The 26715-nt window shown below is 54.3% G+C and carries 22 protein-coding genes and 1 tRNA gene; 12 read left to right on the forward strand and 11 right to left on the reverse strand.

Annotation, left to right across the window (positions count from 1 at the left end):
• Window positions 1-23: 23 nt before the first annotated feature.
• The 5 genes from GOX61_RS08950 to miaA all read right to left on the reverse strand — a co-directional run bounded on the left by GOX61_RS08950 (window position 24) and on the right by miaA (window position 7773).
• A complete protein-coding gene (locus tag GOX61_RS08950; protein ID WP_155143749.1) occupies window positions 24-2111 on the reverse strand; it encodes a dipeptide ABC transporter ATP-binding protein in 2088 nt (695 codons plus the stop codon).
• 91 nt (window positions 2112-2202) lie between these two features.
• Window positions 2203-3666 carry an ABC transporter permease gene (locus GOX61_RS08955; protein WP_170332989.1) on the reverse strand — a complete coding sequence of 488 codons (1464 nt, stop codon included), beginning with the start codon at window positions 3664-3666 and terminating at the stop codon, window positions 2203-2205.
• A 13-nt stretch (window positions 3667-3679) separates the two neighbouring features.
• Window positions 3680-4726, reverse strand: coding sequence for an ABC transporter permease (locus GOX61_RS08960; RefSeq protein ID WP_155143745.1), 1047 nt, complete (start codon window positions 4724-4726; stop codon window positions 3680-3682).
• Between the two features lie 136 nt (window positions 4727-4862).
• Complete coding sequence (locus GOX61_RS08965; protein ID WP_155143744.1) at window positions 4863-6533, reverse strand: ABC transporter substrate-binding protein; 1671 nt, start codon at window positions 6531-6533, stop codon at window positions 4863-4865.
• A gap of 346 nt (window positions 6534-6879) precedes the next feature.
• Window positions 6880-7773 carry a tRNA (adenosine(37)-N6)-dimethylallyltransferase MiaA gene (gene miaA / locus GOX61_RS08970; RefSeq protein WP_254436805.1) on the reverse strand — a complete coding sequence of 298 codons (894 nt, stop codon included), beginning with the start codon at window positions 7771-7773 and terminating at the stop codon, window positions 6880-6882.
• A 97-nt stretch (window positions 7774-7870) separates the two neighbouring features.
• Here miaA and pyrH point away from each other — a divergent pair, with 97 nt between their 5' ends.
• Both pyrH and GOX61_RS08980 read left to right on the forward strand, forming a co-directional pair.
• Window positions 7871-8623, forward strand: a complete 753-nt coding sequence (gene pyrH, locus GOX61_RS08975) for a UMP kinase (protein WP_155143741.1) — start codon at window positions 7871-7873, stop codon at window positions 8621-8623.
• A 239-nt stretch (window positions 8624-8862) separates the two neighbouring features.
• Entirely contained in the window at window positions 8863-10449 is a 1587-nt protein-coding gene (locus tag GOX61_RS08980) for a BCCT family transporter (protein WP_170332992.1), read from the forward strand.
• A gap of 47 nt (window positions 10450-10496) precedes the next feature.
• Here the strand turns inward: GOX61_RS08980 and GOX61_RS08985 are convergent, their stop codons facing one another.
• Window positions 10497-10877, reverse strand: a complete 381-nt coding sequence (locus tag GOX61_RS08985) for a VOC family protein (RefSeq protein WP_170332994.1) — start codon at window positions 10875-10877, stop codon at window positions 10497-10499.
• A 251-nt stretch (window positions 10878-11128) separates the two neighbouring features.
• On the opposite strand from GOX61_RS08985, the gene GOX61_RS08990 reads away from it, so the two are divergent.
• The 10 genes from GOX61_RS08990 to GOX61_RS09035 all read left to right on the forward strand — a co-directional run bounded on the left by GOX61_RS08990 (window position 11129) and on the right by GOX61_RS09035 (window position 22229).
• Window positions 11129-12355: an aminotransferase class V-fold PLP-dependent enzyme gene (locus tag GOX61_RS08990; RefSeq protein ID WP_170332996.1), complete on the forward strand. Its 1227-nt coding sequence runs from the start codon at window positions 11129-11131 to the stop codon at window positions 12353-12355.
• Window positions 12356-12402: 47 nt separating this feature from the next.
• Entirely contained in the window at window positions 12403-13836 is a 1434-nt protein-coding gene (locus GOX61_RS08995; RefSeq protein WP_170332998.1) for a cryptochrome/photolyase family protein, read from the forward strand.
• A 61-nt stretch (window positions 13837-13897) separates the two neighbouring features.
• Window positions 13898-15106: an SAM-dependent methyltransferase gene (locus GOX61_RS09000; protein ID WP_170333000.1), complete on the forward strand. Its 1209-nt coding sequence runs from the start codon at window positions 13898-13900 to the stop codon at window positions 15104-15106.
• A 16-nt stretch (window positions 15107-15122) separates the two neighbouring features.
• A complete protein-coding gene (locus GOX61_RS09005) occupies window positions 15123-15563 on the forward strand; it encodes a TrgA family protein (RefSeq protein WP_155143730.1) in 441 nt (146 codons plus the stop codon).
• A gap of 31 nt (window positions 15564-15594) precedes the next feature.
• A complete protein-coding gene (locus tag GOX61_RS09010; RefSeq protein WP_170333002.1) occupies window positions 15595-16710 on the forward strand; it encodes an NUDIX domain-containing protein in 1116 nt (371 codons plus the stop codon).
• 68 nt (window positions 16711-16778) lie between these two features.
• Window positions 16779-17813 (forward strand): cysteine synthase A, encoded by a 1035-nt coding sequence (locus GOX61_RS09015; protein WP_170333004.1) that lies wholly within the window; start codon window positions 16779-16781, stop codon window positions 17811-17813.
• Complete coding sequence (locus GOX61_RS09020) at window positions 17813-20257, forward strand: DUF3772 domain-containing protein (RefSeq protein WP_170333006.1); 2445 nt, start codon at window positions 17813-17815, stop codon at window positions 20255-20257. The genes GOX61_RS09015 and GOX61_RS09020 overlap by 1 nt, the downstream gene beginning before the upstream one ends.
• Window positions 20258-20406: 149 nt before the next feature.
• A tRNA-Ser gene (locus GOX61_RS09025) sits at window positions 20407-20496 on the forward strand.
• Window positions 20497-20805: 309 nt separating this feature from the next.
• On the forward strand, window positions 20806-21174 hold the full coding sequence (locus GOX61_RS09030) for a group I truncated hemoglobin (protein ID WP_170333008.1): 369 nt from the start codon (window positions 20806-20808) through the stop codon (window positions 21172-21174).
• Window positions 21171-22229 (forward strand): adenylate/guanylate cyclase domain-containing protein, encoded by a 1059-nt coding sequence (locus GOX61_RS09035; RefSeq protein ID WP_155143726.1) that lies wholly within the window; start codon window positions 21171-21173, stop codon window positions 22227-22229. The genes GOX61_RS09030 and GOX61_RS09035 overlap by 4 nt, the downstream gene beginning before the upstream one ends.
• 6 nt (window positions 22230-22235) lie before the next feature.
• Here GOX61_RS09035 and GOX61_RS09040 read toward each other — a convergent pair whose 3' ends face one another.
• From GOX61_RS09040 to GOX61_RS09060, 5 genes are all read right to left on the reverse strand, one after another.
• Complete coding sequence (locus GOX61_RS09040) at window positions 22236-22850, reverse strand: TetR/AcrR family transcriptional regulator (RefSeq protein WP_170333010.1); 615 nt, start codon at window positions 22848-22850, stop codon at window positions 22236-22238.
• 133 nt (window positions 22851-22983) lie between these two features.
• Window positions 22984-23853: a polyphosphate kinase 2 gene (gene ppk2, locus GOX61_RS09045; protein WP_170333012.1), complete on the reverse strand. Its 870-nt coding sequence runs from the start codon at window positions 23851-23853 to the stop codon at window positions 22984-22986.
• A 48-nt stretch (window positions 23854-23901) separates the two neighbouring features.
• Window positions 23902-24855, reverse strand: a complete 954-nt coding sequence (locus tag GOX61_RS09050; RefSeq protein ID WP_170333014.1) for an alpha/beta fold hydrolase — start codon at window positions 24853-24855, stop codon at window positions 23902-23904.
• A complete protein-coding gene (gene metA, locus GOX61_RS09055; protein ID WP_170333016.1) occupies window positions 24845-25762 on the reverse strand; it encodes a homoserine O-acetyltransferase MetA in 918 nt (305 codons plus the stop codon). The genes GOX61_RS09050 and metA overlap by 11 nt, the downstream gene beginning before the upstream one ends.
• 38 nt (window positions 25763-25800) lie before the next feature.
• Window positions 25801-26673, reverse strand: a complete 873-nt coding sequence (locus GOX61_RS09060) for an ATPase (RefSeq protein ID WP_170333018.1) — start codon at window positions 26671-26673, stop codon at window positions 25801-25803.
• Window positions 26674-26715: the final 42 nt, after the last annotated feature.

Consider the following 26715-nt stretch of genomic DNA (forward strand, 5'->3'; position numbering starts at 1 on the left):
CCCTTCTGATCTGACGAGGTAAATTACTCCGCGGCGATCTTGATCACCGGTTCCATGCGGGCAAGGATGTCTTCTGCCAGATGGCATTTGACCTGATGGCCACCCGCAAGAGTTTGTACCGGGGGTACTTCCTTTTCACACAAACCACCGGGCACTTCCGATTTCCAGCGGCAACGTGTTTGGAATGGGCATCCAGGAGGTGGGTTCATCGCCGACGGAATGTCGCCTTCCAAAACGATATGCTCTTTTTCAACCGACGTATCCGCGATCGGCACAGCACTCAGCAGGGCTTCGGTATAGGGGTGATAGGGCGGTGCAAAGACCTGATCGGTTGTTCCCAACTCAACCACATGGCCCAGATACATGACCATGACCCGGTCGCTGAGATAACGAACAATAGAAAGGTCGTGGCTGATGAACAGCAGCGTGGTTTTCTGTTCGCGCTGAATCTCCATCAACAGATCGGTTACTGCTGCCTGAACCGACACGTCAAGCGCCGACACAGGTTCATCCGCAACCACAATGCGGGCGTCCCCGGCAAACGCACGGGCGATACCAACGCGTTGTTTCTGGCCACCTGAAAGTTGGCGCGGCATGCGTTCGGCAAAAGCCCTCGGCAATTTCACGAGGTCAAGAAGTTCAAGCATACGCTGCTTGCGCTCTGCCTCGGAATTACCGACGCCAAAGATCTCGAGTGCGCGAATGATCTGGCGACCAACTGTCATGGACGGGTTCAGCGTATCGAACGGGTTCTGGAACACCATTTGAACTTCGCCAACTGTCTTGGCGTCGCGCTCTTCAATCGGCACGTCTTCGATGTTGCGGTTGTCCAACAGGATTTGGCCGTCGGTCGCTGTTTCAAGCCCCATCAGAACCTTGGCAAAGGTAGACTTACCGCAACCGGATTCGCCCACAATAGCCAGCGTTTCGGACTCGTGTGCTTCGAAACTCAGGGTTTCATTCGCTTTGACGACCTTCTTCTCACCGCCGCCAAACAGCGCGTTTGCCGCAACCTCATAGTACTTCTTGAGATTGTCCATCTTCAGGACGGTGCGACCAATTTCGCCTTTTTCCTTTTGCTCTCCAACGGTGATCGGCGCATTCCAGTCGATCTCCTGGAACTTCAGGCAGCGCGTGTGATGCCGGTCATTCCCGGGAACAGCCTCCATGACGATATCCTGAGCGTCACAGCGGCCTTCCTCGAAATAGTCACAGCGTGGGCCAAAGTTACAACCCGGCGGCCGTTCGTGGGGCAGGGGAAAGTTACCCGGGATCGCCACCAGTGGGCGCGAGTTCTTGTCTGCTCCGGGCAGTGGAATCGAACGGAACAGCGCCTGTGTGTAAGGGTGCTGCATTTCATCGAATACATCATGGATCGAACCGCGCTCGACCGCTTCACCCGAATACATCACGCAAAGCCGGTCACAGGTTTCCAGAACCAGACCAAGGTTGTGACTGATGAACAGCATCGAGGTGCCGTATTTCTTACCCAGATCCTTGACCAGTTCCACCACAGCGGCTTCAACGGTCACGTCCAGCGCTGTTGTTGGTTCGTCCAATATCAGCAGCGCCGGTTTCGACATCAACGCCATCGCGATCACGATCCGCTGCTGTTGGCCGCCCGACAATTGGTGAGGGAACGAGTTCAGCATCCGCTCGGGGTCAGGCAGGCGCACGTCGGTGACCACCTCCAGTGCTCGGGCGTAAGCCTCTTCCTTGCCGACGCCCTCATGGATCATCGGCACTTCCATCAGCTGCTTGCCGATTTTCATCGCCGGGTTCAGCGATGCCATAGGTTCCTGATAGATCATAGCGATCTCGTTGCCACGAATATCGCGCAGCTCTTCGGTCGTCATCTCACTCAGATCGCGGCCCTTGAACTTGATGCTTCCGCCGACAATACGACCGTTTTTGCCCAAATCCTGCATAACGCCCAGTGCCACGGTGGATTTACCGCAACCGGATTCACCCACCAGCCCAACGGCCTCGCCGGGTTGTACGCTAACCGAGAAATCCATCACGGCCGGAATTTCCCGAAGGCGGGTGAAGAATGAGATGGACAGCTTGTCGATCTCAAGGATCGGGCCGTCATAGTCCGCCAGTTTGTTCATCTTTGCATCTCCTCGCGAGAGTCAGGGAAATCCCATCATCTGGCTAAAATGTCATTGGAGGCCGGGAGCAAAGCCCCCGGCCTTGATCACATCAGTCCTTCAAGCTTTCCTCACGCAGGCCATCCGCCAGCAGGTTCAGACCCAGAACCAGCGATAGCAATGCGAGGGCAGGAGGAAGGGCAGGGTGCAGGTAGATCGAGAGCAGTTTACGCCCTTCGTTGATCGTTGAACCCCAGTCCGGGCTTTCCGGCGGAAGACCCAGCCCGAAGAAACCCAAGGTTCCCAGCAGGATGGTGGTGTAGCCGATGCGCAGGCAGAAATCGACGATCAGCGGACCACGTGCGTTTGGCAGGATTTCCCACAGCATGATGTACCATGGGCCTTCACCACGGGTTTGTGCCGCTGCCACGTAGTCGCGTGTTTTGATGTCCAGTGCGAGACCACGAACGATACGGAACACCGTAGGCGAGTTCACAAAGACCACCGAAACGAACACGACAAGGATACCACCGGGAATGTCGAACAGGTCGAGATAGATGGGCAGTCCCCAGATGCGATAGGTTTCCGTGTTGACGATATATCCACCGGTCGAGATCAGCGACAGATAGAGCCAGATAGCGATACCGAGAACTCCGATCAGAAGCGGTGTTCGGAATTTGGGACGCGTGTAGTAGCGCGAGTTCAGCAAAACCCCGATGAACAGGATCGGGAAGATGAACAGCACTGCAGCCATATAGTTCGGCACGCCTGTTGCAACGATCTCTGGTGTCACCAGCAGGTAGAACAACAGGATGACCGGGAAGGCGAGGATCAGGTTGGCGAGGAACGACAGGAAGGTATCCAGACGCCCGCCATAGTAACCTGCGGGCAGGCCCAGGGTGATACCCACCATAAATGCAAACAGGGTTGCAAGCGGGGCAATCTGCACAACAATCCAAGCGCCCTTGACCATCCGGCTGAATACGTCACGAGCAAGGTTGTCGCCGCCCAAAAGGTACCAGGCGAACTCACCCTCTTCCGCATTTGGCAGGGGTGTGCCGGGCACTTTGTTTTTCATACCGGAGACCTGATCCAAGGGATCGTGGGTCACTATGAGGTCGAGCGCACCGAAAATTCCGGTGAAAACCCAGAACATCACCAACCCGAAGCCGATCATGCCAATCGGGCTGTCAAACAGCTTGCCATACAGGCCGAGACGCCGTTTGAAGGCGACGGACATGGCAAACAGGATGATCAGCGACACCCAAACGGGCAAAAACTGTTGGGAAATGGCGCCCACGATACCTGCGCTTGTTCCCAGCAATACTCCCAGTACCAGATAAGCGACAGCGGCTGCGACAGTAGCCATGAAAGAATAGCGTAGCGCCATTTGTGCAAGCCCGCGGAAGCCACCTCCGGAACTCAGGGTTCCATCGGCATTGACTGATACGGGTGCTTCAGCCTGAAAGATACTTGCCAAAATCCATAGCACGATCGACAGCGCCAGAAGCACGAGCGCGATCATGAGGATTGGGTTGAGAAAGGCGATAGAGCCGGTCCAGCTAAGAGGTTCCATGATCTATCCTCCCTTACGAAATGCGAATGCGCGGGTTGAGGTAGACGTAGCCGATATCTGAAATCAGCTGCGTGACCAGAACCACGAATACGGAGACAACCGAAATGGCTAGCAAGAGCTGGATATCGTTGTTCCCTGCAGCCTGAACCAGCGCCCAGCCAAAGCCCTTGTAGTTAAACAGGGTCTCGACGATCACCACGCCGTTCAGCAGCCATGGGAACTGCAGCATGATGACTGTGAAGGGCGCGATCAGCGCATTGCGTAGCGCGTGCTTCATGACGATGTTCGAGAACGATACGCCCTTGAGGCGGGCGGTTCGGATGTACTGCGCGGTCATAACTTCGGTCATCGAAGCACGTGTCATCCGCGCGATATATCCCATCCCGTAAAGGGCAATGGTCAGAACCGGCAGGAAGAAGTTCTCGAAAGTCGGGTTCTCCATTGCCTGTGTCGCGGTTCCTTTGAACCACTTCAGGCCAACGGTGGACGAGGTGAAGATGGCGATGAAGATCACGCCCGATACATATTCCGGCGTCGCCGTCGTGATGATCGAGAATGTAGATAACGAGCGATCAAGAGCCGATCCTTCGCGCATGCCGGCCAGTACGCCAACCAACAACGCCGACGGTACCATCAGTACCAAAACCCAGAACATCAGGTATCCTGTGTTCCCCAATCGCTTGGACACGATGGTTCCGACATCATCTTTAAAGACGGTCGAATATCCCCATTCACCTTGAAGAACGCCACAATAACGCGGGGTGTCTTCGGGTGTTGAGCCGGGGCGGACACAGGTGCCAACGAATTGACCGTCGTCAAGGGTATTGGTGAAACCCGGTACGACGCCAAGCCATTGACCGTATTTGAGCAGCATGGGCTCTCGGTACCCTCGGTTCGCAAGCCAGGTTTCCACCTGCTCATCGGACATACGTTGGTTGCCTTGCGTTTTGGCAAGCTTCTCGAGGTTCGGATAGAGATTGGTCAGAAAGAAGACCACAAAGGTCAGGCACAATGCTGTCAACAGCATCACCCCGAACCGTCTGAGGATAAAGAGTCCCATGATGGCCCCTGTTGTTCAGGTGTTTCCGCAGATCATTGGACCATTCGCTGGCCTCGGACTTCCGGAGGGTCGCCGGGCGTCTGCGGCTTGAAAGGGTGCCCGTTCAGGGCACCCCAGCTTGTATTGCCGATCGGGCTTAGGCGGCCCAACCCCACTTATACTGGTGGTGTTCGAACGAAATGTGCATGTCCGTTCCGACCAGACCGTCCTTCATGTGACGGTACAGAGCGCGCCAATACGGCTGAACGGTTACACCCTCTTCCTGGATCAACGCGGCACCACGGGCTGCTACCTCACGACGCTTGTCCGCGTCCGCGATGGCCAGAGCTTCGTCGAGAATTGCGTCGAACTCAGGGTTCGCCCAGCCAAACTCGTTCCAGGCTTCGCCCGATTTGTAAGCCAGTGCCCAAATTTGGACGCCCAGAGGACGGTGGTTCCAGTTGGTCGAGCTGTAGGGATATTTCGCCCAGTCGTTCCAGAAGGTGTTGCCCGGCAGAACCGTCCGCTTAACATTGATACCCGCGTCGCGCAGCTGCGCAGCGACGGCATCGGTTGTATTGCGGCGCCAGTCGTCGTCGATCGAGAGCAGTTCATGCTCATAATCGGCCATGCCTGCTTCTTCCATCAGCTTTTTCGCGCCAGCGGCATCTACAGGCTGCTTGGGCAGTTCGGGATATTCCGGGTGAACCGGTCCCATGTGGTGGTTTTCAGCGGACGAGCCGCGATTACCATAGCCCAGTTCCAGACAGACTTCGTTGTCGACTGCCATCTGAAGCGCTTTGCGAACGCGTTTGTCAGCATAAGGCTGTTTGCCATCCACTTCGGCCAGCTGGTTCGGACGGATCACGAGGGTTGCCATGGTGATCACTTCGGATTTTTCGTATCCGAGACCATCCAACACGTCGATGAATTCACCAACAGATTCATGCAGCATATCGACTTCGTCGGATTCCAACGCCGCCAGCCATGCAGACGGGTCGGTGCCGTAGTCTGTGTACTCGATCCGATCCAGAGCCGGACGACCGAATACCTCTTCACCCCACCAGGTGTGGTTTTCATTACGGGCCAGTGAGCATTTAACACCAACTTCCAGCTCTTCGATCACATAAGGACCAGTGCCTACGTTGTTAGTCAGGTCGTTCTCATTAAACGAACTGTGCACGATAGCCGCCGGATAGTCCGACATACCCGCAATCAGAGAGATGTCCGATTTTGGCAGATTGAGCTGAACGGTCTGCGGGTCGACAACCTGGATTGCGCCGTCGATGGCCTGACCGGTGCCTTCATCCACGAGCGTTGCAAAGCGGCCCGCCATGGAGTTTGTTTCCGAGGATTTATCGCACCAACGGGCAATATTGCGCGCCACGTCATCGGCAGTGAAATCATCGCCATTGTTCCACTTCACACCCGGGCGAAGCTTTAGCGTGTACTGGGTTGCATCTTCGTTGATTTCCCAACCTTCCAGCAGCATGCCGCGGAATGTACCGTCCGAGTTGTACTCGACCAGGTATTCCAAGGTACCGCGGCTCTGGTTGCCCATTTCGGACCAGTCATAGGTGCGCGGATCCTTCAGGGCGCGAACGCTCATCTGAACGCGCAGAGTGCCGCCTTCTTTCTTGACGTCTTCGCCTGCTGCCATTGCAGGGGCGGGTAAACCGATCATTCCGTAAGCAGCTACCGCCGACACACCAAGGCCGGTCGCGCGCGTCAGGAACTCACGGCGATTAAGTTTGCCGTCCCGATACTCTTGGGCATGCATCTCGGCTGCCCAATGAATCGGTGTTCCGGTCATTGTAGTGTTTTCCATGAATGTCTCCCTGTGACACAGTTTTATCTTGAAGATCGTTCGAACTACTCTGATCGGATGCAGCCGATCGGTAATTCCTTGGGTTTTCTTTTTTGGATTCTAAACATCCCCATGCACGACATTCGGCACCAGAATTTACACAAGGTCAATGTTCGAAATCGTCATCCACGATACAAAAACGACATTGATGGCGAAAGTTGACTGGTAATCAATAAAACCGCAGACGGTGTTTCTGTCCGGATTCGCGACATGTTTCTGATCGCAAGATACTGCATACCACGGCATTCAATTTGTCGTGTGTTTGCGGTAACTTCCCGGTCGCAGGTAATGTCGGTGGATTAAAGTATCAAGCTGAGGCGACGATCCAATTCCAGGATTTCATGCGAGCCCGGAACCATGTCCTTTGGCGCTTGGCGAACTGCCGCGTCGCGATTGTCGCCTTTTCTCTGGCGTGATCGAGTGAAACTTGCCCATCCAGATAGGCTATCAACTCTGGCACTCCGATTGCCTTAAACGAAGGAAGCGCGGGATCATACAGCCCGCGCATGGCCTCGACTTCTTCCAGCGCACCGGTTTGCAGCATCAGGTCAAACCGGCGGTTGATCCGATCCAGCAGCCAGTCTTTGTCTGTGTCAAAAACAATCGGAACAGCGTCGCTCAGCTGTAGTATCGGCGGTGGGGTGTCCATCTGCCAGTCGCGCAGAGATTTTCCAGTCGCTTTCTGAACCTCCCATGCGCGCTGTACCCGCGCCCGATTTTGCACATCGATCCCATCAAGCGTCTTTCGGTCCACGCCTTGCAACAGGACGTCCAATGACAAACTGTCAGCCTCTGATCGAACTTCTGCAGGCGTTGCGGGTATATCTGCCATGCCTTCGGTAAGGGCAGTAAAGTATAGCCCCGTACCACCTACAATAATGGGGCGCTGACCTGATTGAAGGAGCGGGGTAACCTCTCGCAACCAGTGGCCGGTGGAGTAGGTTTGGTCATAGGTGATGTGACCGTATAGCTTATGCGGAGCCTGTGCTTCTTCCTCAAGCGAGGGTCGGGCAGAGATTACTCGCCAGCAATCATAGACCTGGCTTGCATCCGCATTAACGATCACGCCGCCATGCCGCTCGGCAATCTGCAAGGCCAGCGCCGATTTTCCCGATGCGGTAGGGCCGGCAATGAGCACCGGTTTGCCATCAGGAATAGATGGCAACATGTCACAAATACGGGTCGCAGAATCTTCGTGCATCTGTGGTTGCCTTGTTCCGTACCATTCGCATTGAACCTGCGTGGCTTTTGCTTCATTTTGCGCCGGAAAATAAACCCGTGCCAGCCCGGAGCGCAACATGAGCCTGTCATCCACCACTGAAACCACCGACGCCCCAAAAACAAAGTACAATCGCGTTATGCTGAAAATTTCGGGCGAGGCGCTGATGGGGGATCAGGGATTCGGGCTTCATCCTCCAACGGTTCAACGCATCGCGCAGGAAGTGAAGTCGGTTCATGATCTGGGTGTTGAAATCTGCATGGTGATCGGCGGTGGCAATATCTTCCGCGGTCTTTCAGGTTCGGCCCAGGGGATGGAACGGACAACGGCCGACTACATGGGAATGCTTGCCACTGTTATGAACGCACTGGCCATGCAGTCCGCGCTTGAGGGCGTCGGCGTTTTCACCCGGGTGATCTCAGCGATCCGTATGGACGAAGTTTGCGAGCCCTACATCCGTCGTCGCGCCGTCCGTCACCTTGAGAAGAAGCGGGTTTGTATTTTTGCCGCCGGGACCGGCAATCCCTACTTTACCACAGATACTGCAGCCACCCTGCGCGCCAATGAAATGGCTTGCGAGGCGATCTTTATGGGCAAAAACGGTGTGGATGGCATCTATGACAAAGATCCAAAGGCCCATGCGGACGCTGTGAGATATGACACCGTGACCTATGATGATGTGTTGGCCAAGCGTTTGCGGGTAATGGATGCATCAGCTATCGCATTGGCACGGGACAACAATTTGCCCTTGATCGTCTTTGGTCTGGATGAGCCCGGCGGCTTCCGTGGCATTCTGGCGGGTGAGGGCACCTATACCAAAGTCCAGGGCTAAGACCGGTATTCCGGCTGCTTCGCCATTGGTGATTCTTTGCATCCGAAACCGGACACCCACCACCCACACTGCGTAAAAACTGTTAGCGAAAACGGCATTTCACGTCGATAAAGTGCGTGTCGTTTTTGCACGAAAAGCGAACTGGATGTCGTTTTTGACGCCTACTCAGTCTCTGCAGATGTGACGCATATTTCTTCCTTGCCTGATGAGAAAGGCACTAAATCAGAGAGGAAGAGATAATGTCCGATAACTCGGAAACCGACTATGAGGTCGGTCAGGACAATGTCCAGATCATGGGTCTGGACGTCCACAATCCGGTCTTCGCTGTTTCGGGTCTAACCATCATTGCTTTCGTGTTCTTCTCGCTCGTATTTCGCGAGCAGGCGGCCGAATTCTTTGGTTGGCTTCGTCCGGCACTGACCAGCAATTTCGACTGGGTGTTCATGATTGCGGCAAACATCTTTGTTGTGTTTTCGCTGATTCTTATCGTGACACCATACGGTTCGATCCGCCTTGGCGGCGACGATGCAAAACCGGATTACAGCTATGCTGGCTGGTTTTCGATGCTGTTTGCCGCAGGCATGGGTATCGGTCTGGTCTTTTGGGGTGTCGCGGAACCAATCTCGCACTATAGCTCATCGTTGGGTGGTGTCGCTGTAGGCGAAGACGGTGTCCGCACGGACTGGGCGCCGCTGGGCGCGGGCCTCGAAGATCCCGAAGCCTCCAAAAGGCTGGCAATGGCCGCGACGATCTTCCACTGGGGCATGCACCCATGGGCTGTCTATGCAGTGGTTGCGCTTGCGTTGGCCTTCTTCAGCTTCAACCGCGGCTTGCCGTTGACCATGCGCTCGGTCTTTTATCCTCTGTTTGGTGAGGCGACCTGGGGTCCACTGGGACATATCATCGATGTTCTGGCAGTGTTTGCGACCATCTTTGGTCTGGCAACTTCGCTGGGTCTGGGTGCTACACAGGCTTTGGCTGGTCTGAACTATCTGTTTGATGTTCCGATCACAGATGGGATGAAAGTGCTGTTGATCGGCCTGATCACCGCCTTTGCACTGGTTTCGGTCATTGCGGGTCTGGACAAGGGTGTGAAGCGTCTGTCCGAGGCAAACATGATCCTTGCTGCGGCACTGCTGTTGCTGGTTCTGATCGTTGGTCCGACTGTCGCGATCCTGACGGGTTTCTTCGACAGCATGATCGAATACGTCATTGCATTGCCCGCACTGTCCAACTGGGTTGGTCGTGAAGACACCAACTTCATGCAAGGCTGGACCACTTTCTACTGGGCCTGGTGGATTTCCTGGTCACCTTTTGTCGGTATGTTCATCGCCCGTATTTCGCGTGGCCGTACAGTTCGTGAATTTGTAATCTGCGTCATCCTGATCCCGACTGTTGTTGGTGCATTGTGGATGAGCGTCTTTGGTGGTGCGGCACTGGATCAGGTTCTGTCCGGTTCGGGTCAGGGTCTGTCGGATGCTGCGCTTGAACTGAAAATGTTCAAGATGTTCGAAGCATTCCCAATGACTGGTCTGCTCTCCTTCATCGGTATCATTCTGGTGGTGGTGTTCTTCGTAACCAGCTCGGACTCGGGCTCGTTGGTGATCGACACCATCACTGCTGGAGGTAAAACCGATGCCCCCACAGCCCAACGTGTCTTCTGGTGTATTCTGGAAGGTGCAATCGCGGTTGTGCTGCTGCTGGGTGGCGGACTGGGTGCGCTGCAGGCTGCGGCAATCGCAACGGGCTTCCCGTTCGCGATCGTTCTGGTCCTGATGTGCGTTTCGATCTTCATCGGACTGGCCAACGAAAAGCGCCGCAAGTGATGCACTAAGTAAAAAAGGGGCCCCGGCGGGTTGCCGGGGCCTTTTCATCAGGTCTGGTTCTCAAAGAAACCGACCGAATTTCCGTCCGGATCTTTGGCGTAGAAAAAACGCCCTGCTGGGATTTGGATGGGTTCAGACACAACCTGCCCTCCGGCGCTTTCCACCCGTTTCATGACATCTTCCAAAACACCTTGGGCAGCCAGGTGAAGGGTAGGGCCATTGCCGTTGGTTGCGGGTTTGCCGGGGTAGATGTGCAGGGCAACTCCAGTCTCGGGGTTTGCGGGTTTAAAAACCGCCATTGGACTGGGGCAGTTCGGGTCAAGCTGCAGATCACCACCTGTGACCGATGAATAGAACGCCATTGCCTTGTCCATGTCGCTGACGGGCAGTTCGCCCCAGACAAGAAAATCCTTGGGAGAGTAGTCCATGAGAAACCTCGTTATTTGTGGATGAGGCAACGATCTCATGCACTGATGACAAGATACGTCATCAGGTTGTTGTTCGGCAGCGGACTGTGCTGGATATTACATAAGCGTCAGTATCGATGTTTCCGCTTGAAGGAATTTCCGTGATGCTTCAATCCTTTGTCGAGGATGCCGCGCGGTTGGCTACAAAGCCGAGGTGAAAGCCTTGTTTGGGCCTTGGCGTGGTATGGGACTTGATTGAGGAGCTATGTCCGATGAGCGCGCTGGACATTGATTTTGTACGGGCACAATTCCCCGCGTTTTCCGAACCCAGCCTGCAGGGACAGGCATTTTTTGAGAACGCTGGCGGATCGTATACCTGCAAACCCGTCATCGACAGGCTGACCAGGTTTTACACACAGCGGAAGGTGCAGCCTTATGCGCCGTATGACGCCAGCCGTCTGGCTGGTGAGGAAATGGATGAAGCGCGCGTACGTATGGCCGCATTGCTGGGCGTCGATACGGATGAGCTGAGCTTTGGTCCGTCCACAACGCAAAATACCTACGTCCTTGCTCAGGCTTTCCGTAAATGGATGAAGCCGGGTGAGGCAATTGTTGTGACCAATCAGGATCACGAGGCAAACTCCGGCCCGTGGCGCCGGCTGGCAGAAGATGGGATAGAAGTTCGGGAATGGAAGATAGACCCGGATACAGGTTCACTGAACCCAGAAGATCTGGAAAACCTGCTGGATGAGAAAACGCGGCTGGTCTGTTTTCCGCATTGCTCGAACGTTGTTGGTGAAATCAACCCTGTAACTGAGATCACGGCGATTGCGCATGCGGCAGGCGCGTTCGTCTGTGTGGATGGCGTGTCCTATGCGCCGCATGGTTTCCCGAATGTGGGTGATCTGGGGCCCGACATTTATCTGTTCTCGGCTTACAAAACCTATGGTCCGCATCAAGGGTGCATGGTCATTCGTCGCGCATTGGGTGAGCTGCTGCCCAATCAGGCACATTACTTTAATGCAGATGTTCTGTACAAAAGGTTCACACCAGCCGGGCCCGACCATGCGCAAATCGCTGCGAGTGCTGGTATGGCCGACTATGTCGATCAACTGTGCGAACATCACGGTGGCCCTGATGGGGGTGCGTCTCAGCGCGGTGCATTCGTGCATGATCTGATGCGGGCGCACGAGGTTGCTTTGCTGCAGCCAGTGCTTGATGCGGTGAAAGATCGGAATGCCTTGCGTCTGATCGGACCTTCAGATGCAACACGTCGTGCACCCACTGTCGCGCTTGCGCTTAATCGAGAGGCAGGTCCGGTCGCATCGGAATTGGCCGAAATGGGAGTGATGGCGGGCGGCGGAGATTTCTATGCTGTGCGCGCTTTGCAGGCGATGGGAGTAAAGCCGGATCAGGGTGTGCTGCGTCTTAGCTTTACGCATTACACGTCCCAACAGGAAATTGATCAATTACTGGATGCACTTGACCGCGTTTTGTAATCCAGTTTTCGCTCTGTACCGTATACGGAAGAAAACACAGGGCGATTATGACAGACGAGCGGTCTCCGATCATTTTGTGGTTCCGACGGGATTTGCGCCTGTCGGACCATCCGGCTTTGAGTTCTGCCATTCAAAGCGGCAGGCCTATCATCCCGGTTTTCATTCTGGACGAACTTGCTGAAGGGCTTGGTGCGGCTCCTAAATGGAGGCTGTCACTGGGGCTTGATGCGTTTTCAGAGGCGTTGTCACAAACTGGCAGCTCGTTAATTCTCCGTAGGGGCCAAGCACTGGAAACACTGCGGAACCTTGTTGCCGAAACCGGGGCCGGGTCGGTTTTCTGGTCTCGGGCTTATGATCCCGAGGCGATCAAACGCGACAAGCACATCAAAGCGCAGCTTACAGCTGCCGGTGTTGAGGCAAAGTCATTTTCCGGACACCTCTTGTTCGAGCCCTGGACCGTAGAAACAAAATCGGGACAGCCGTTCCGCGTTTTCACACCCATGTGGCGTGCAGTTCAAAACAGAGCCGTGCCGACGCCTGAGCCTGCGCCAAAACAGCTGATTCCACCAGCGGTTTGGCCCGCATCGGAAGACCTGACTTCATGGAAGCTGGGGCGCGAAATGAACCGCGGAGCGGAAGTTGTGCGTCCCTTTGTGCAGCCGGGTGAGAAGGCGGCGCATGACCATCTCTTTAGTTTTCTGGGCCGAGTTGCAAACTACCCGGGTCGAAGGGATCAGATGGCAGAAAACGCCACTTCGAACCTGTCGGAATACCTGTCATTGGGCGAGATTGGTCCGCGAACCATTTGGCACGTAGTACAGAATGCCGGCCAAACCGGCGCATCGGGGACCGAAGCATTCCTGCGACAGTTGGTGTGGCGCGAATTTGCTTATCATCTGATGTTCCATTTTCCCCATCTTCTGACACGCAACTGGCGGGAAGAATGGGATGGCTTTCCATGGAACACTGACCCCGAACTGCCTGAGGTTGTCGCTTGGAAGCAGGCAAGAACCGGAATTCCGGTCGTCGATGCCGGACTACGTGAGATGTACGTGACGGGTCGCATGCACAACAGGGCGCGTATGGTGGTTGCCAGCTATTTGACCAAGCACCTTATGACACATTGGAAGATCGGTATGGATTGGTTTGCCGATTGCCTGATTGATTGGGATCCTGCTGCCAACGCGATGGGCTGGCAATGGGTGGCTGGCTCAGGTCCGGACGCGGCTCCGTTTTTCCGGATATTCAATCCCCAAACGCAGCAAGAAAAGTTTGACCCCAATTCAAGCTACCTCCGGCAGTGGATCGCCGAAGGTCAGTCTGACCCATCAGCGACCTCTCTGGCGTATTTCAACGCAGTGCCACGTTCGTGGGGATTAGACGCCAGCGACATTTACCCTCAACCCATCGTCGGATTGCAGGCTGGGCGAAACCGCGCTCTGACAGCGTACGAAACCCGAAAATCGCCAGTAAGGAATTGAAAACTTGCCAGAAACAGAATCGCGTCCTAGCTTTGACTCAGGACCGCAGAGGGGAGAGCGGATGATCCTGACGACCACTGAAGGGCAGGAAAACCTGCCGAGATATTTTTCGCAAGTCTTCAAGATGCTGACCCGAATGGAGTCGGGCAGATTGGATATTGCGCTGCCGGACGGTCGCGTGTTTCGCGCCGAAGGGGCAAAGTCCGGTCCTGTTGCACAAGTTGACATTCACGATCCGGACGTATTTGCCCGCCTGATCCGGGAGGGAGAGTTAGGCTTTTCTGACGCCTATTTGGAAGGCGAGTGGAGCACACCAGATCTGCGGTCCTTCATGGATCTCGTGCACAGAGGGACCGAAGCGGTCTATGACGATTTCACCGGTAAGTTCCTGGTGCGTGCATATGAGCGACTGCGGTTCTGGTTGCACCGAAACAATCGCGCGCAGGCCAAAAAGAATATCTCATACCACTATGATCTCGGGAATGAGTTCTACGGTCTCTGGCTTGATGACACGATGACCTACTCCAGTGCCATCTTTGAAACGGGCCAGGAAAGCCTGGAGAAGGCCCAAACCGCAAAATACGCCAGTATGGTAGACGAAATGGGAGCCAAGCCCGGCGACCACATTCTGGAGATTGGCTGTGGCTGGGGTGGCTTTGCCGAATATGCAGCGAAAGAACGTGGATTGAAAGTGACAGGCCTCACCATCAGTGAGGAACAGTTGAAGTTTGCCAGGCAAAGAATTGAAAAGGCAGGGCTTTCCGATCAGGTCGAGTTCAAGCTGCAAGACTACCGCGATGAGCAGGGACAATATGACGGTATCGCCTCAATCGAGATGTTCGAAGCCGTCGGACAAAAATATTGGCCTGTATACTTTGATACGGTCCGTGAACGTTTGAAGCCGGGTGGTCAGGCAACACTGCAAATCATCACAGTGGCTGATCACAGGTGGGACGTGTACAAGAACGGCGTTGATTTCATTCAGAAATACATCTTTCCGGGTGGTATGCTCCCCGCGCCGAAAGTGCTCAAAGAACAGATAGCTCGCGCTGGCCTGAATATCGTGCATTCGCGAGAGTTCGGGCAGAGCTACGATCTGACGCTGCGCCGCTGGTATGAGACGTTCAACTCCAAGTGGGATCAGATTGCCGATATGGGGTTTGATGAGCGTTTTCGCCGCATGTGGAATTATTATTTAACCGCATGTGGCGCAGCCTTTGACACGGGTAATTGCGATGTGACACAGATCACTATAGCAAAACCCAGTTAAGGAACGGATCCTACGAATGCCTACTGCTCCAAAGCTTGTTGCCGCTATTTGTCTGATGGTGGTGGCCTTTCTGGTATCCGGCATGATCATCGACAACGGAGAAGAAGGCAAAAGCTATGGCTACTTCACGTTTGTGAACCTGGCCCTAGGATTTGCCTGCGGTTGGGGCATCATGGGCAAACGGGCTGGCCGGGGCTGGACTTCCGCCCTCAACAACGGATTGACCGGGATGGTCTCTTTGGTGTTCTGGGGTTTGTTCGTGCAGGGAGCCTACGAAATGTTCCGCCTTGCAATGCGGCACCGCTATGATGGTCCGTTCGAGGCGGTTCTTGCCATCTTTGAGCTTGGAGTCGAGTTTGGGAAACAGCTTATGGTGCCCGAGATTCTGATCACTTTGGCTATCGGCGCGCTGGTGGCAGGGGTTTTTACTGAACAGGCTGCCCGGCGCTGGCGCTAAGCTCATTCGATAAAAAAGCGAGACGTAATCTTTGTCAGATTTGTTTTTCTACGGCACGTTGCGGTACGTGCCACTGCTTGAGTTGGTTCTGGGACGCAGCAGCGCGGATATATCGTTCACAAAGGCGGTGTTGCCTGATCACGCAGTTTATGCGGTCCAGGGGCAGGCTTTTCCCATGATCGTCAACGAAGAAGGAAGTACCGCCGAAGGCATCATTGTGCGCGGTTTGAGCGAGCAAGATCTTGACCGCCTGACGTTTTACGAAGGCGGGTTCGACTATGACCTGCATGTCCAAATGCTGACGTTACAAGACGGTACCACTGCGCAAGCGCAGGTGTTTTTTCCGGCACCGGATGCATGGGTTCCCGATACGCTTTGGTCGCTGCAGAAGTGGGAAGATGCTTGGGGGGCGATGACCTTGCAGGCGGCGTCAGAAGTGATGGCCTATTACGGTCGGGTTGATGCGAGCCGCATTCAGCGGAGCTTTCCTGCGATCCGCACACGGGCCTGGGCTAAACTGGCCGCGCAGCAGCGCCATACCGGCGATCAGCACGACGTGAGCCGAGACGTGATCGTCAAAAGCCATCGGCGGGCTTACATCAACTACTTCGGCATGGAAGAGATCGAGCTGCAGTACCGGCAGTATGATGGCTCAATGGGGCCGGTGTTGAATCGCAGTGCGCTTCTGCAAGGAAGCGCTGTGATTGTATTGCCCTATGATCCCGTCCGCGATTGTGTCCTGCTGGTCGAGCAGTTCAGAACCCCGGTGTACCTGATAGATGACCCGGAGCCGTGGATGTGGGAGCCTGTAGCCGGCATGATTGATCCGGGTGAGACACCCGAGCAGGCAGCCCGGCGCGAAGCAGTGGAAGAGGCGAAGATCGAACTGACGGCACTGGAGTACGCGGGTGGTGCATATTCATCGAGCGGTTCTTCGACCGAATATGTTTATCTATACGTTGGGCTTGGCGATCTGACTGAAACAACGGAAAGCGGTGGGCTTGCATCCGAAGGCGAAGATATCCGCAGCAGAATCCTGCCTTACGAGACATTCATGGAGATGGTGGATAACCACACCTTCAAGGATTTGCCGCTTTTGTCGCTGGCGCATTGGCTTGCAAGGCATCGCGAACGCCTGCGAGGATAGCTATCCCGGCTTGTGGTCAGGGCTGAGCGCCTGTACATCTGCGATAATACCAATGAGATGAGGGTGCTATGCGCATTGCACGAGATCTGGCCGACGCAGTAGGTAAAACACCGTTGATCCGGTTGCGCCGCATCAGTGAAGAAACAGGGTGCGAAATTCTTGGCAAGGCCGAGTTCATGAACCCGGGCCAATCGGTCAAGGATCGTGCGGCGCTGTACATAATTCGTGATGCGATTGCGCGCGGCGATCTAAAGCCTGGTGGCACAATTGTTGAGGGCACAGCGGGCAACACAGGCATTGGTCTGGCGTTGGTTGGTGCCTCGATGGGTTTCAAGACAGTCATCGTCATTCCGGAAACCCAGTCCGAAGAAAAGAAGGACATGCTGCGCCTTGCGGGTGCACAACTGGTTCAGGTACCCGCTGCGCCTTATCGTAATCCCAACAACTTCGTTCATTACTCTCGTCGCTTGGCCGAGGAGCTTGCACAGAGCGAACCCAACGGCGCGATTTGGGCCAACCAGTTCGATAACGTGGCAAACCGTCAGGCACATGTTGAGACAACTGGCCCGGAAATCTGGGAACAGACCAATGGCAAGGTCGACGGTTTCATTTGTGCTGTCGGTTCTGGCGGGACGCTTGCTGGTGTTGCCGAGGCACTGCAGCCCAAAGGTGTGAAGATTGGCCTGGCTGATCCAATGGGGGCCGGGCTGTTTTCCTACTACACCACCGGTGAAATCGCGATCGAGGGCGGCTCGATCGCAGAGGGCATCGGCCAGGTCCGGATTACTAAGAACCTCGAAGGATTCACGCCCGATCATTCGTATCAGATTACCGATAACGAGGCGCTTCCATACATCTTCGACCTTTTGCGCGAAGAGGGGCTGGTTATGGGTGGATCTACGGCGATCAATATGGCTGGTGCTGTGCGACTGGCTAAGGAAATGGGGCCAGGCCACACGATTGTGACCGTTCTGTGTGACTTCGGAACCCGCTATCAGTCTAAACTGTTCAACCCCGATTTCCTGCGTGAGAAAGAGCTGCCGGTCCCTGATTGGATGACCGAAGCGCCGCGCAGCATTCCTGGCGTATTCGAGGACGTATGATGCTGCAGCAGGTTCGCCTGTTCCTTACCCTGATCGCGGTTCTCGTGATCGGTTTTGCTGGCGTTGCATCAGCTCAGCTGACAGATCGCCAAAGCGAATACTACAAGGGTTGGGTAAGTACGGCGAACCGCGCCGAAGCTGTTATCGAAGCCAACCGTGCTTCGAACGCTTCTCTGGAAAATTTACGCGAAGAAATAAATGGTTACAGAGAGGACTTCAATAAAGCCAGGGGCGCTAATACTGAGCGGATCCAAACCCTTGAAGCCCAGATCAAAGCGCTAGGTCCCAAGCCCGAAGAAGGATCGAGCGAGCCTGAAGATATCGCCAATCTTCGCGCTCATCTGGAGACCCAACTGAACAGTTTACGGGTCCCTCGTATCATTTCCCAAGAGGCGTATAGCCGGGCAAATGGTCTGATTAGTGAAATCGATCAGCTTATCCGGGATCGTCAGAAGAAAGAGTTTCTAGAGCGCGGACCTTCCCCCATAAACCCGGTCTATTGGGCGCCAGCATGGGTCGATTTGACCGAGGCCGCGCGTAGTCTTGCCAACGAAACCTTGCAGAATTTGCGATCGGATGTTGTTCGGGAAGAGTTGCGCGATCGCGGCTTGGCAATCTTCGTATTGGTCGCCATCGCGCTGGTCTTGCTGATTTACGGGAGACAATGGTCCGAGAAGGGCGGAGACTATCTGCGCAGCCTCGGAGGAAGTGGCAGCGGTGTATGGACCTTCATAATCTCACTGTTTCGGATCATTCTGCCTTGGCTTGGCGTCACACTTTTGGTTCAGGCGGTCGTACTGACGGGCGTTCTGGGGCTACGTGGCGCTCTGCTGTTTCAGGAGATTCCATACTGGGCCGCGATTATCTTCTATTATGATTGGATTGGCCGTCAGATTTTCCTGATGGGAGCGGCTCAGAACTTCACAAGTATCTCATCGAACAAGATCAAAGAACTGCGTGTCTACATTGACCTGCTGGCCGTTATGCTGATCCTGCATGAACTGGCGAATTTGTTCGAGCAGATAGAGAACATCTCAGACGCAACGCAAGCTGTGGTGAGCTTCCCGGTCATTTTGGCAACATCGCTCCTTCTTTTGCGGGTTCGCCAGATCCGGCGCATAGAACCCGATGGGGAAAAGGCAGAAGCCAGCACAACGCGTGCTGCAGGCTTTAGCCAACTCATAGATGTTTTGCGTAAAGCTCTGTTTTTTCTCGGCATCGCGAGCCCGATCCTTGCGATCTTTGGGTATACAAACGCAGCCGAAGCAATCGTCTTTCCAGCAGTAAAGACACTTGTTCTGATCGCAGCGTTGGTGATCGTTCAGCGTTTTATCAGCCTGATTTATGGATGGATTACAGGGCAGGGTGATGCCGCCCGTGATTCTCTTTTTTCGGTTCTTGTAGGGTTCGTTCTCGCGATCCTGTCCTTGCCGGTGTTGGCAATTTACTGGGGTGCTCGTGAATCTGATCTGAGCGAAGCTTGGTCGAGGCTTTTGCTTGGCTTCGATATTGGTGGAGTTACAATCTCTCCCAGCAACTTCCTGACATTCGTCGCAATATTCGCAATCGGCTATATGCTGACGCGTCTGTTGCAGAGTGGCCTTCGGAATTCGCTGCTTCCTAAGACCAGCATTGATCCGGGAGGGCAGAACGCAATTGCCGCTGGTACGGGCTATGTTGGGATTTTCCTGGCCGCGCTGGTTGCCATCACGGTGGCCGGATTCGATCTGTCCTCACTGGCGATTGTTGCGGGCGCTCTGTCGGTCGGCATCGGTTTTGGTCTGCAGACTATTGTGTCCAACTTTGTCTCGGGCATCATCCTGCTGGTCGAACGCCCGATTTCCAAAGGTGACTGGATCGATGTGAACGGGATGATGGGGTATGTCCGTGACATCTCGGTGCGTTCAACACGGATTGAGACGTTTGACCGAACGGATGTGATTGTTCCGAACTCAGATCTGATCAGCGGCGTGGTAACGAACTATACACGTGGCAACACAGTTGGGCGGGTGATTGTCCCCGTCGGCGTGGCCTATGGTACGGACACGCGCAAGGTCGAGACTATTCTGGGTGAGATTGCAAACGGACATCCAATGGTTTTGGCAAACCCAGCGCCCAGCGTGGTGTTCCAGGGTTTTGGCGCTGATTCACTGGATTTTGAAATCCGAGCCATCCTGCGGGATGTGAACTGGGTGTTGTCAGTCAAATCTGACATGAACCATGAAATCAATCGCCGTTTCGTCGAAGAAGGTATCGAGATCCCGTTCGCTCAGCGTGACGTGTGGTTGAGAAACCCCGAAACGTTGCAGGCACCGGGTAGTGATAAGCCTAAATCAACCAAGCCTGATGCCGACAATCCGTCGCCAAAAGCAACTTTGGAAAGCTCAGATCCGATCGAAATGACCGAAACTGACCTGTCTCCCGATAACGGAGATGAGGTCTGATAGGCATGTTGGTGAAGACCTTTCAGTCAGCGCAAATCTAGTGTCGGCGAGCTTTCATACTCGTCAGATAGATTTGCGCAGCAACAGAGCAATTTCGCTGATTTCGGGCCTTGCAAATCTGGTTTCGATGGTTCACATATCGCCGGCACGGAGAGGTGGCCGAGTGGTCGAAGGCGCACGCCTGGAAAGTGTGTAGGCGGGAAACCGTCTCCAGGGTTCGAATCCCTGTCTCTCCGCCATATCACCAAAATTTGGCATAGCATTCTAAGGCTTTTCAAAGTCGCGATGTATCTAAACAAGTGCACCGCTCCTGAGATCATGCTCGGGCATCTCATTTTGCTGGAAATCGCAAAGTTAGTGCACAAATCTGAGTACATGCAGATTTAGCTAAGTGTTTGATCGCAAGTGTTTGCCTTAGTGAGGAACGGGCCGACTGTAATCGACCATTTACTTCGACCTCGACATCTTAATCATCATAAACATTAACAAAACTATCTATTTGATATAACCTTGTAGTGTTATTGCTGAACGGCATTTGGTTTAGTGTTGTGAGTCAAACGATCTATGAAAAGTACGGCGGGTTCAAAACCATCAGCCGTATCGTGATGTCATTCTACGAAATGGCGCTGGATTCGGACGGGATCGGCGTGCATTTCGAAGACATCGACATGCCTCGACTGATCGACCATCAGACAAAATTCGTATCGTCTCTGGTGGGGGGACCGGCATCGTTCAGCGATGAAAGGATCGAAGCTGTTCATCGTCATCTGAAGATAAGCCACGACGACTTTGATGAGATGGCTGAGTTGTTTGGCGAAGCTCTGGCCATGCATGGCATGTCAGAGGCTGATATTCAGATCGCTTTGTCTGCTATCGAGGGAAAGCGTGCGATCATCGTCGCCCGGGATGCCGCATGAGCATTCTTGCCATCAATGAGCATCTGCTGCGGGCGATTGGGGTCGGCGTGGCTGTCTTGCGCGCGTCGGACCTGACCTTTGTCTTTCACAATGGGCCGTTTGCAGAATGGTTTGGAACTCCGGCAGAAGGGCAGACGCTCTTGGATCTACTGCCCGATCTTGATCAGCGCGAACTAGACGATGTTAAGCAATCCGGTTTGCGATACTCGGCCGAGTTGCAGATCAAGCCCAAACGCCGAACGCTGATATTTGCCACGACAATCTCTCTCGCCAATGGTCTTGAGGAGCAGGTTCTGGTTGTCGAGTGTCAGAACATTACGCGCATCCGTGAACTCGAAAGCATGATCGACAGTTATTCGACCATGGTTGAACGCAATACGCGCGAGTTGGAGCGTGAAAAGGAGCGGGTCGAGCGGTTGTTGCTCAATCTGATGCCTCGTGCAGTCTATGAGGAATTCAAAACATTCGGCGTTGTCACACCGCAGCTGTACGAGCAGGTTTCAGTGGTCATGCTGGACTTTGTCGGCTTCACCGATTTTGCGTCCCAAACCGATCCAACCGTTACGTTGAGTGAATTGAACGATATCTTCACCGCATTTGATCGCATCGTCGAGCAGTTCGGTTGCGAGCGGATCAAGACAATCGGTGACGCCTACCTCGCGGTATCGGGTATGCCGGACGCGACTCCTGATCATGCGACCGCCGTAGCCCACTGCGCGGTCCGGTTCCTGCGTTACCTCGAGCGGCGCAACGAGAGTCATCCACATAAATGGCAGGCAAGGGTCGGCTTAGGTATGGGGGCCGCTGTAGGGTCTGTCGTGGGCATTCAGAAATATGTCTATGATGTCTTTGGCCCAGCTGTGAACATCGCGTCTCGCCTGCAGGTGTTTGCCAACCCGATGAACATCGTTGCACCAGAAGAGATGAAGTACGCTCTGATTGATGAGTTTCAGGTGTCTGACCTTGGGCCAGTCGACATCAAAGGCATGGGTGAGATGAACCTGATCAACGTTACGTCTGGTCTTTCTGTCCCACAACCAAGCAGACATTTCTGAGACGTGTTATTCGTCTGGTGGCACCAGACCGAGCCCTCTGAGATAAATTCCAATACCAGACTCGAGCAAATCTTCAGGTGAAAATGGAGAACTTGCACCGGTGTTGCGGGCGTACAGCTCCACGACGCCGTGGCTCATGGCCCATATGTGGGCACTGAACATCGAGGCGGGTGGACGTTTCTCCGGTGGTATATGCTGCGACAGGTCGGAGGCTGCCTTTTCCAGAACGTCTTTGGCCCGGTTGGCAGCCATCGCCAGTTCTGGCGTACGATTTACCGAAATACCGCTTTCGAACATCGCGATATAGTGGCCGGGATGTTTGCGGGCAAACGCCAGATAGGCGCGTCCTGTTGCCTCGAAAGCGGCCAAGGCTGATGGCTGACCTTTGTCGTAGGCAAATTGCATCAGGTCCGCGAACATTTCGAAGCCCTGTCGTGCAGCCCCGGCGATCAGGTCCTCGCGACCTTGGTAGTGACGGTATACAGCTGCAGGGGTAACACCAGCAGTCTTCGCCGCCTCGGACAGAGTAAAGCCCGTCGGCCCCTTTTCCTCGATCAACGACAACGCCGCTTCAATCAGGGCTTGCTTGAGATTTCCGTGGTGATAGCCGCGTTTGGTCATCCCGGCTTCAGGTGCCTCTTGGTTTTAGTGTTTTTAGAAGTAGATACATAGAGTAACCCGGTGCGATCGTCCAACTATTGCCCTGTGAATTTTGCAGTTTTCTCCGTTCCACGAAATGCGAACAATCTGTGCACTAGGCGTCCCAGACCTCGGGTCCGCCGCATATTTTTGAATCTATGGGGCCAATGGCCTTTGGTTTCTTCTCGTCATAGTCCAGTGCGTTCAAAACGGTTCTGATTGCCTCCAGGCGGGCTCGTTTTTTGTCATCCGATCGCACGATGGTCCAGGGGCAGTGTTCTGCGTGTGATCGCGTCAGAGTTTCCGCAATCGACTGCGTGTATTCTTCCCATTTATCCAGGCCAGCGACATCAATGGGACTGAGTTTCCATTGTTTCAAAGGGTCAGTCTCGCGCGACAAAAAGCGGTTGAGCTGTTCGGCACGCCCTACATTCAGCCAGAATTTGAAAAGTTGAATGCCGTCATTCACGAGGCCTGTTTCCAGCGGTCGGACCTGGCGAAAAAAACGCTCGCGTTCTTCATTCGTGCAGAAACCGAAAACGTTTTCAACAACGCCGCGATTGTACCAGCTGCGGTCGAAGAAAACGATTTCTCCAGCAGACGGCAAGTGTGGGATATAACGTTGAAAGTACCATTGGCTGCGCTCTGAATCCGAGGGTTTCCCGAGCGCTACGTTCCTGGCACCGCGCGGGTTCAGATTTTCCCTGAACCGTTTGATTGTGCCACCCTTGCCAGCGGCATCGCGGCCTTCAAATATGATGGCAATCCGCTGTCCGGTTTCCTTGACCCAAGACTGCATCTTGACCAGCTCAATTTGCAGGGCGTCCATTTGCTCGTCATAGTCCTTACCCTTCATTCGTTCAGGGTAGGGATAAGTGGGATTTAGAATGTCACCCTTCTTCGACTTTTCGATAGCCTGTCGAACCTCTTTGGGGGCGCTGTTCTTAAAGTACTTTTGGATGGAACCTTTTTCTGATCGGGTCATGTGAGCCTCGCCATAAAATCCATAACTTACTATGGATTACGCGTGGCTCTAACGCAAACCTGCCCTTTGGGCTGCACGATCTATCGCCGCAGCAACTTCATCGGCGGCGACAACCTGGGGCATGTGGCCTACGCCTTCCAACTCTATCAACTCAGCGCCCGGTATCTGCTCGACCAAGCGCTCGGAATGAAGATCCAGTTCCACTGTCGTATCGGCAGTTCCATGGACGATTTCAGTGGGTACTGAGATATCGCCGTAGCGGGGCTGAAGTTGCGTGATCTCATCCAACAGATTGGCACGTTGCTTGGCATTCGAATGCATCGACGCACGGCGCATGGTTAAGCTGGGACCAAAGTGCTGCGCGTAGCCCTCGGGTGCTTTTTGAGGGGCAAACACAGAATCCAAAGCCTGCGAGACATACCAATCAGGTGTGAAGGCTGTTATCAGGGGCAGGGCGAGCGTGTTCCCAGCCGATGTGGACGCGATCGTATTGAATGAATCCAAGGGTGTTTCCCAAGGCACCGCGGCGGGTGCAATCAGGACCAGAGCCGAAATGTTGTCGGGGCGGGTAATTGCCCAGGCAAGCGACACCGATCCCCCATAGCTTTGTCCGGCAACGATTGGCTTGTCAGCCCCAAGAAAAGCAGCTGCATGCTGCAGGATTTCCGCCTGTTCGGTTATGGTTTCACCGTCGGGATTGAAGCTGCCGGAATATCCAAGCCCGGGACGGTCAAAAACGATTACCCGGTAGTTTTGAGCGAGTATCGGGGCTAAGGCAAAGGTCATATCGCGGGTGTTTCCGCTGGACCCGTGGATCAGGACGACGTCAGGCCCTTCGCCCATGACGACTGCATGAACGGGAACTCCATCGACATCGAGTATTTGTCCTTCGGGTGGAAATTCTGTCTCGGCGCGTGCCTCGTTTCTTGCAGATAACCATGCGGTTACCGTAGCAAGGCAAACCAGAACAACGCCGAGGGATATCAGAATTTTAGTCGCCAATTTTGCTCATGTCGAATGGGGTAGACTGGTAAATCTCGTTTATCCAGTTACCGTAAAGCAGGTGTGCATGGCTACGCCAGCGGTTCTGAGGTGTTTGAGAGGGATCGTCGTCAGGATAATAGTTGATCGGTACATTGATAGACGTGCCATTTTCTATGTCCCGGTCATATTCCTGCTTCAGTGTGTCACTGTCATACTCGAAGTGATTGAAAATATAGAGCGCACGGTGCGCGGGATCTTCAACCAGACAAGGTCCAACATCTTCGCTGCCCAACAAAGTCACCAGACCATGAGCATCGCTGATCTCACTTTGTTTCATTTCCGTCCAGCGGCTGACTGGGATGACGCAATCGTCAGAAAAACCGCGCAAAAACGGTGAGGCCGGTGACATGTTCTGATGGCGAAAGCACCCAAAGGCTTTCTCATCCAACACGTGTTTTTTAACGCCGTGGAAGTGATTAATCATCGCCATCCCACCCCAGCACACGCCAAATGTGGAATGCACGTTTGTTTGGGTCCACTCGAACACCTCTGAAATTTCTTTCCAGTAGGTGACATCATCAAATTCAAGATGCTCGATCGGCGCACCAGTGATGATCAGACCATCAAACTTCTGATCCCGCACTTCCTGAAACGGCCGGTAGAAATCCCTCATGTGCTCGGCGGCCGTGTTCTTGGTACGGTGCTCGGTCATGCGGATCAACGTCAGTTCAATCTGCAATGGCGTTGCGCCAATGAGGCGCGCGAACTGGTTTTCAGTCTGAATCTTTTTTGGCATCAGATTCAAGAGACCGATCCGAAGAGGGCGGATATCCTGACGGGCCGCGTGATCCTCCGCCATGACCATGACGCCTTCCCGGGTCAGGACGTCGAAGGCAGGCAGGTTTGATGGAATCTTGATCGGCATTGGTTCAGACTTTTCAGGCTTCTAGAGAGGTTTGGAACTTAGGCGCGCTTTGGGTTGGTCTCAAGGGTGCGTTCGATCAACTCATCGAAATCACGTGCATCCCGTACTTTGCTCACATCGTCAGCAGTGATCGTGATGCCCCAGTTCTTGGCCATAGCTTCGTATCTGGGTTGGCGATGGGCCAATGCCCGCGCATAGGTCCAACGAATGAACGAGTCAGGGTCAACCTCGGCGCTCGAGCAGTCGTGCTCGGTCAGGTATTCGTCCCAGACTTTGGTCAGAAACTCGGCCTGATATGACATCGGCTTGGGGGCCTTGTCGAAACGGCGGATCAGTTCGGCTGTGTGATCTTCGTCGCCCTTGATCCAAACCATGAGTGTCTGGCGTGACAATTCCGACATGACCTGATCACCAGGGTCTTCGGGGTCCACCCATTCACAGATTGACCCACCGGTGTCACAAATGAAATGAGGATAGTCATACAGGCGTCTGGCCCGGTCGATAAAGTACTCAGTGTCCAGGAGGGCGTGAATTTCCGCCAGTCGAAACTGCTCCTGTCGCCTGCGGTATTCAGAAATTTCAAGACCACCCAGATCAGGGTTGCCCGGCTTGCCCAAATAGGCGGACACAGGTGTGAGGTTTTCGAACGAGATGTTCGATCCGATATAGATGGAATCCGAAAGTAACAGGTCGCGGAGGAAGGGCACCTTCATCGCTTCGGCTTTGGCGTTGTCGGTGATGTACTCGCCCATATAACGGGTGCCGATCCGGTAATCGATGGAATAGTGAAACCAGTCGCCGGAATCTCTCAGAACATTTGAAACATATGTCTTGCCCAACCCGGACATGCCGAAAAACAGCACTTTTTTTCGCGCTGCATCGCGCCAGTCTCCTGCCGAGCCGTAGATCATGATCCGCTATCCCTTGTTTTGCTCTAGCTAAATCGGCCCGAG

Origin of the sequence: Ruegeria arenilitoris, assembly GCF_013030265.1 — a bacterium.
GTDB lineage: Bacteria > Pseudomonadota > Alphaproteobacteria > Rhodobacterales > Rhodobacteraceae > Ruegeria > Ruegeria arenilitoris_E.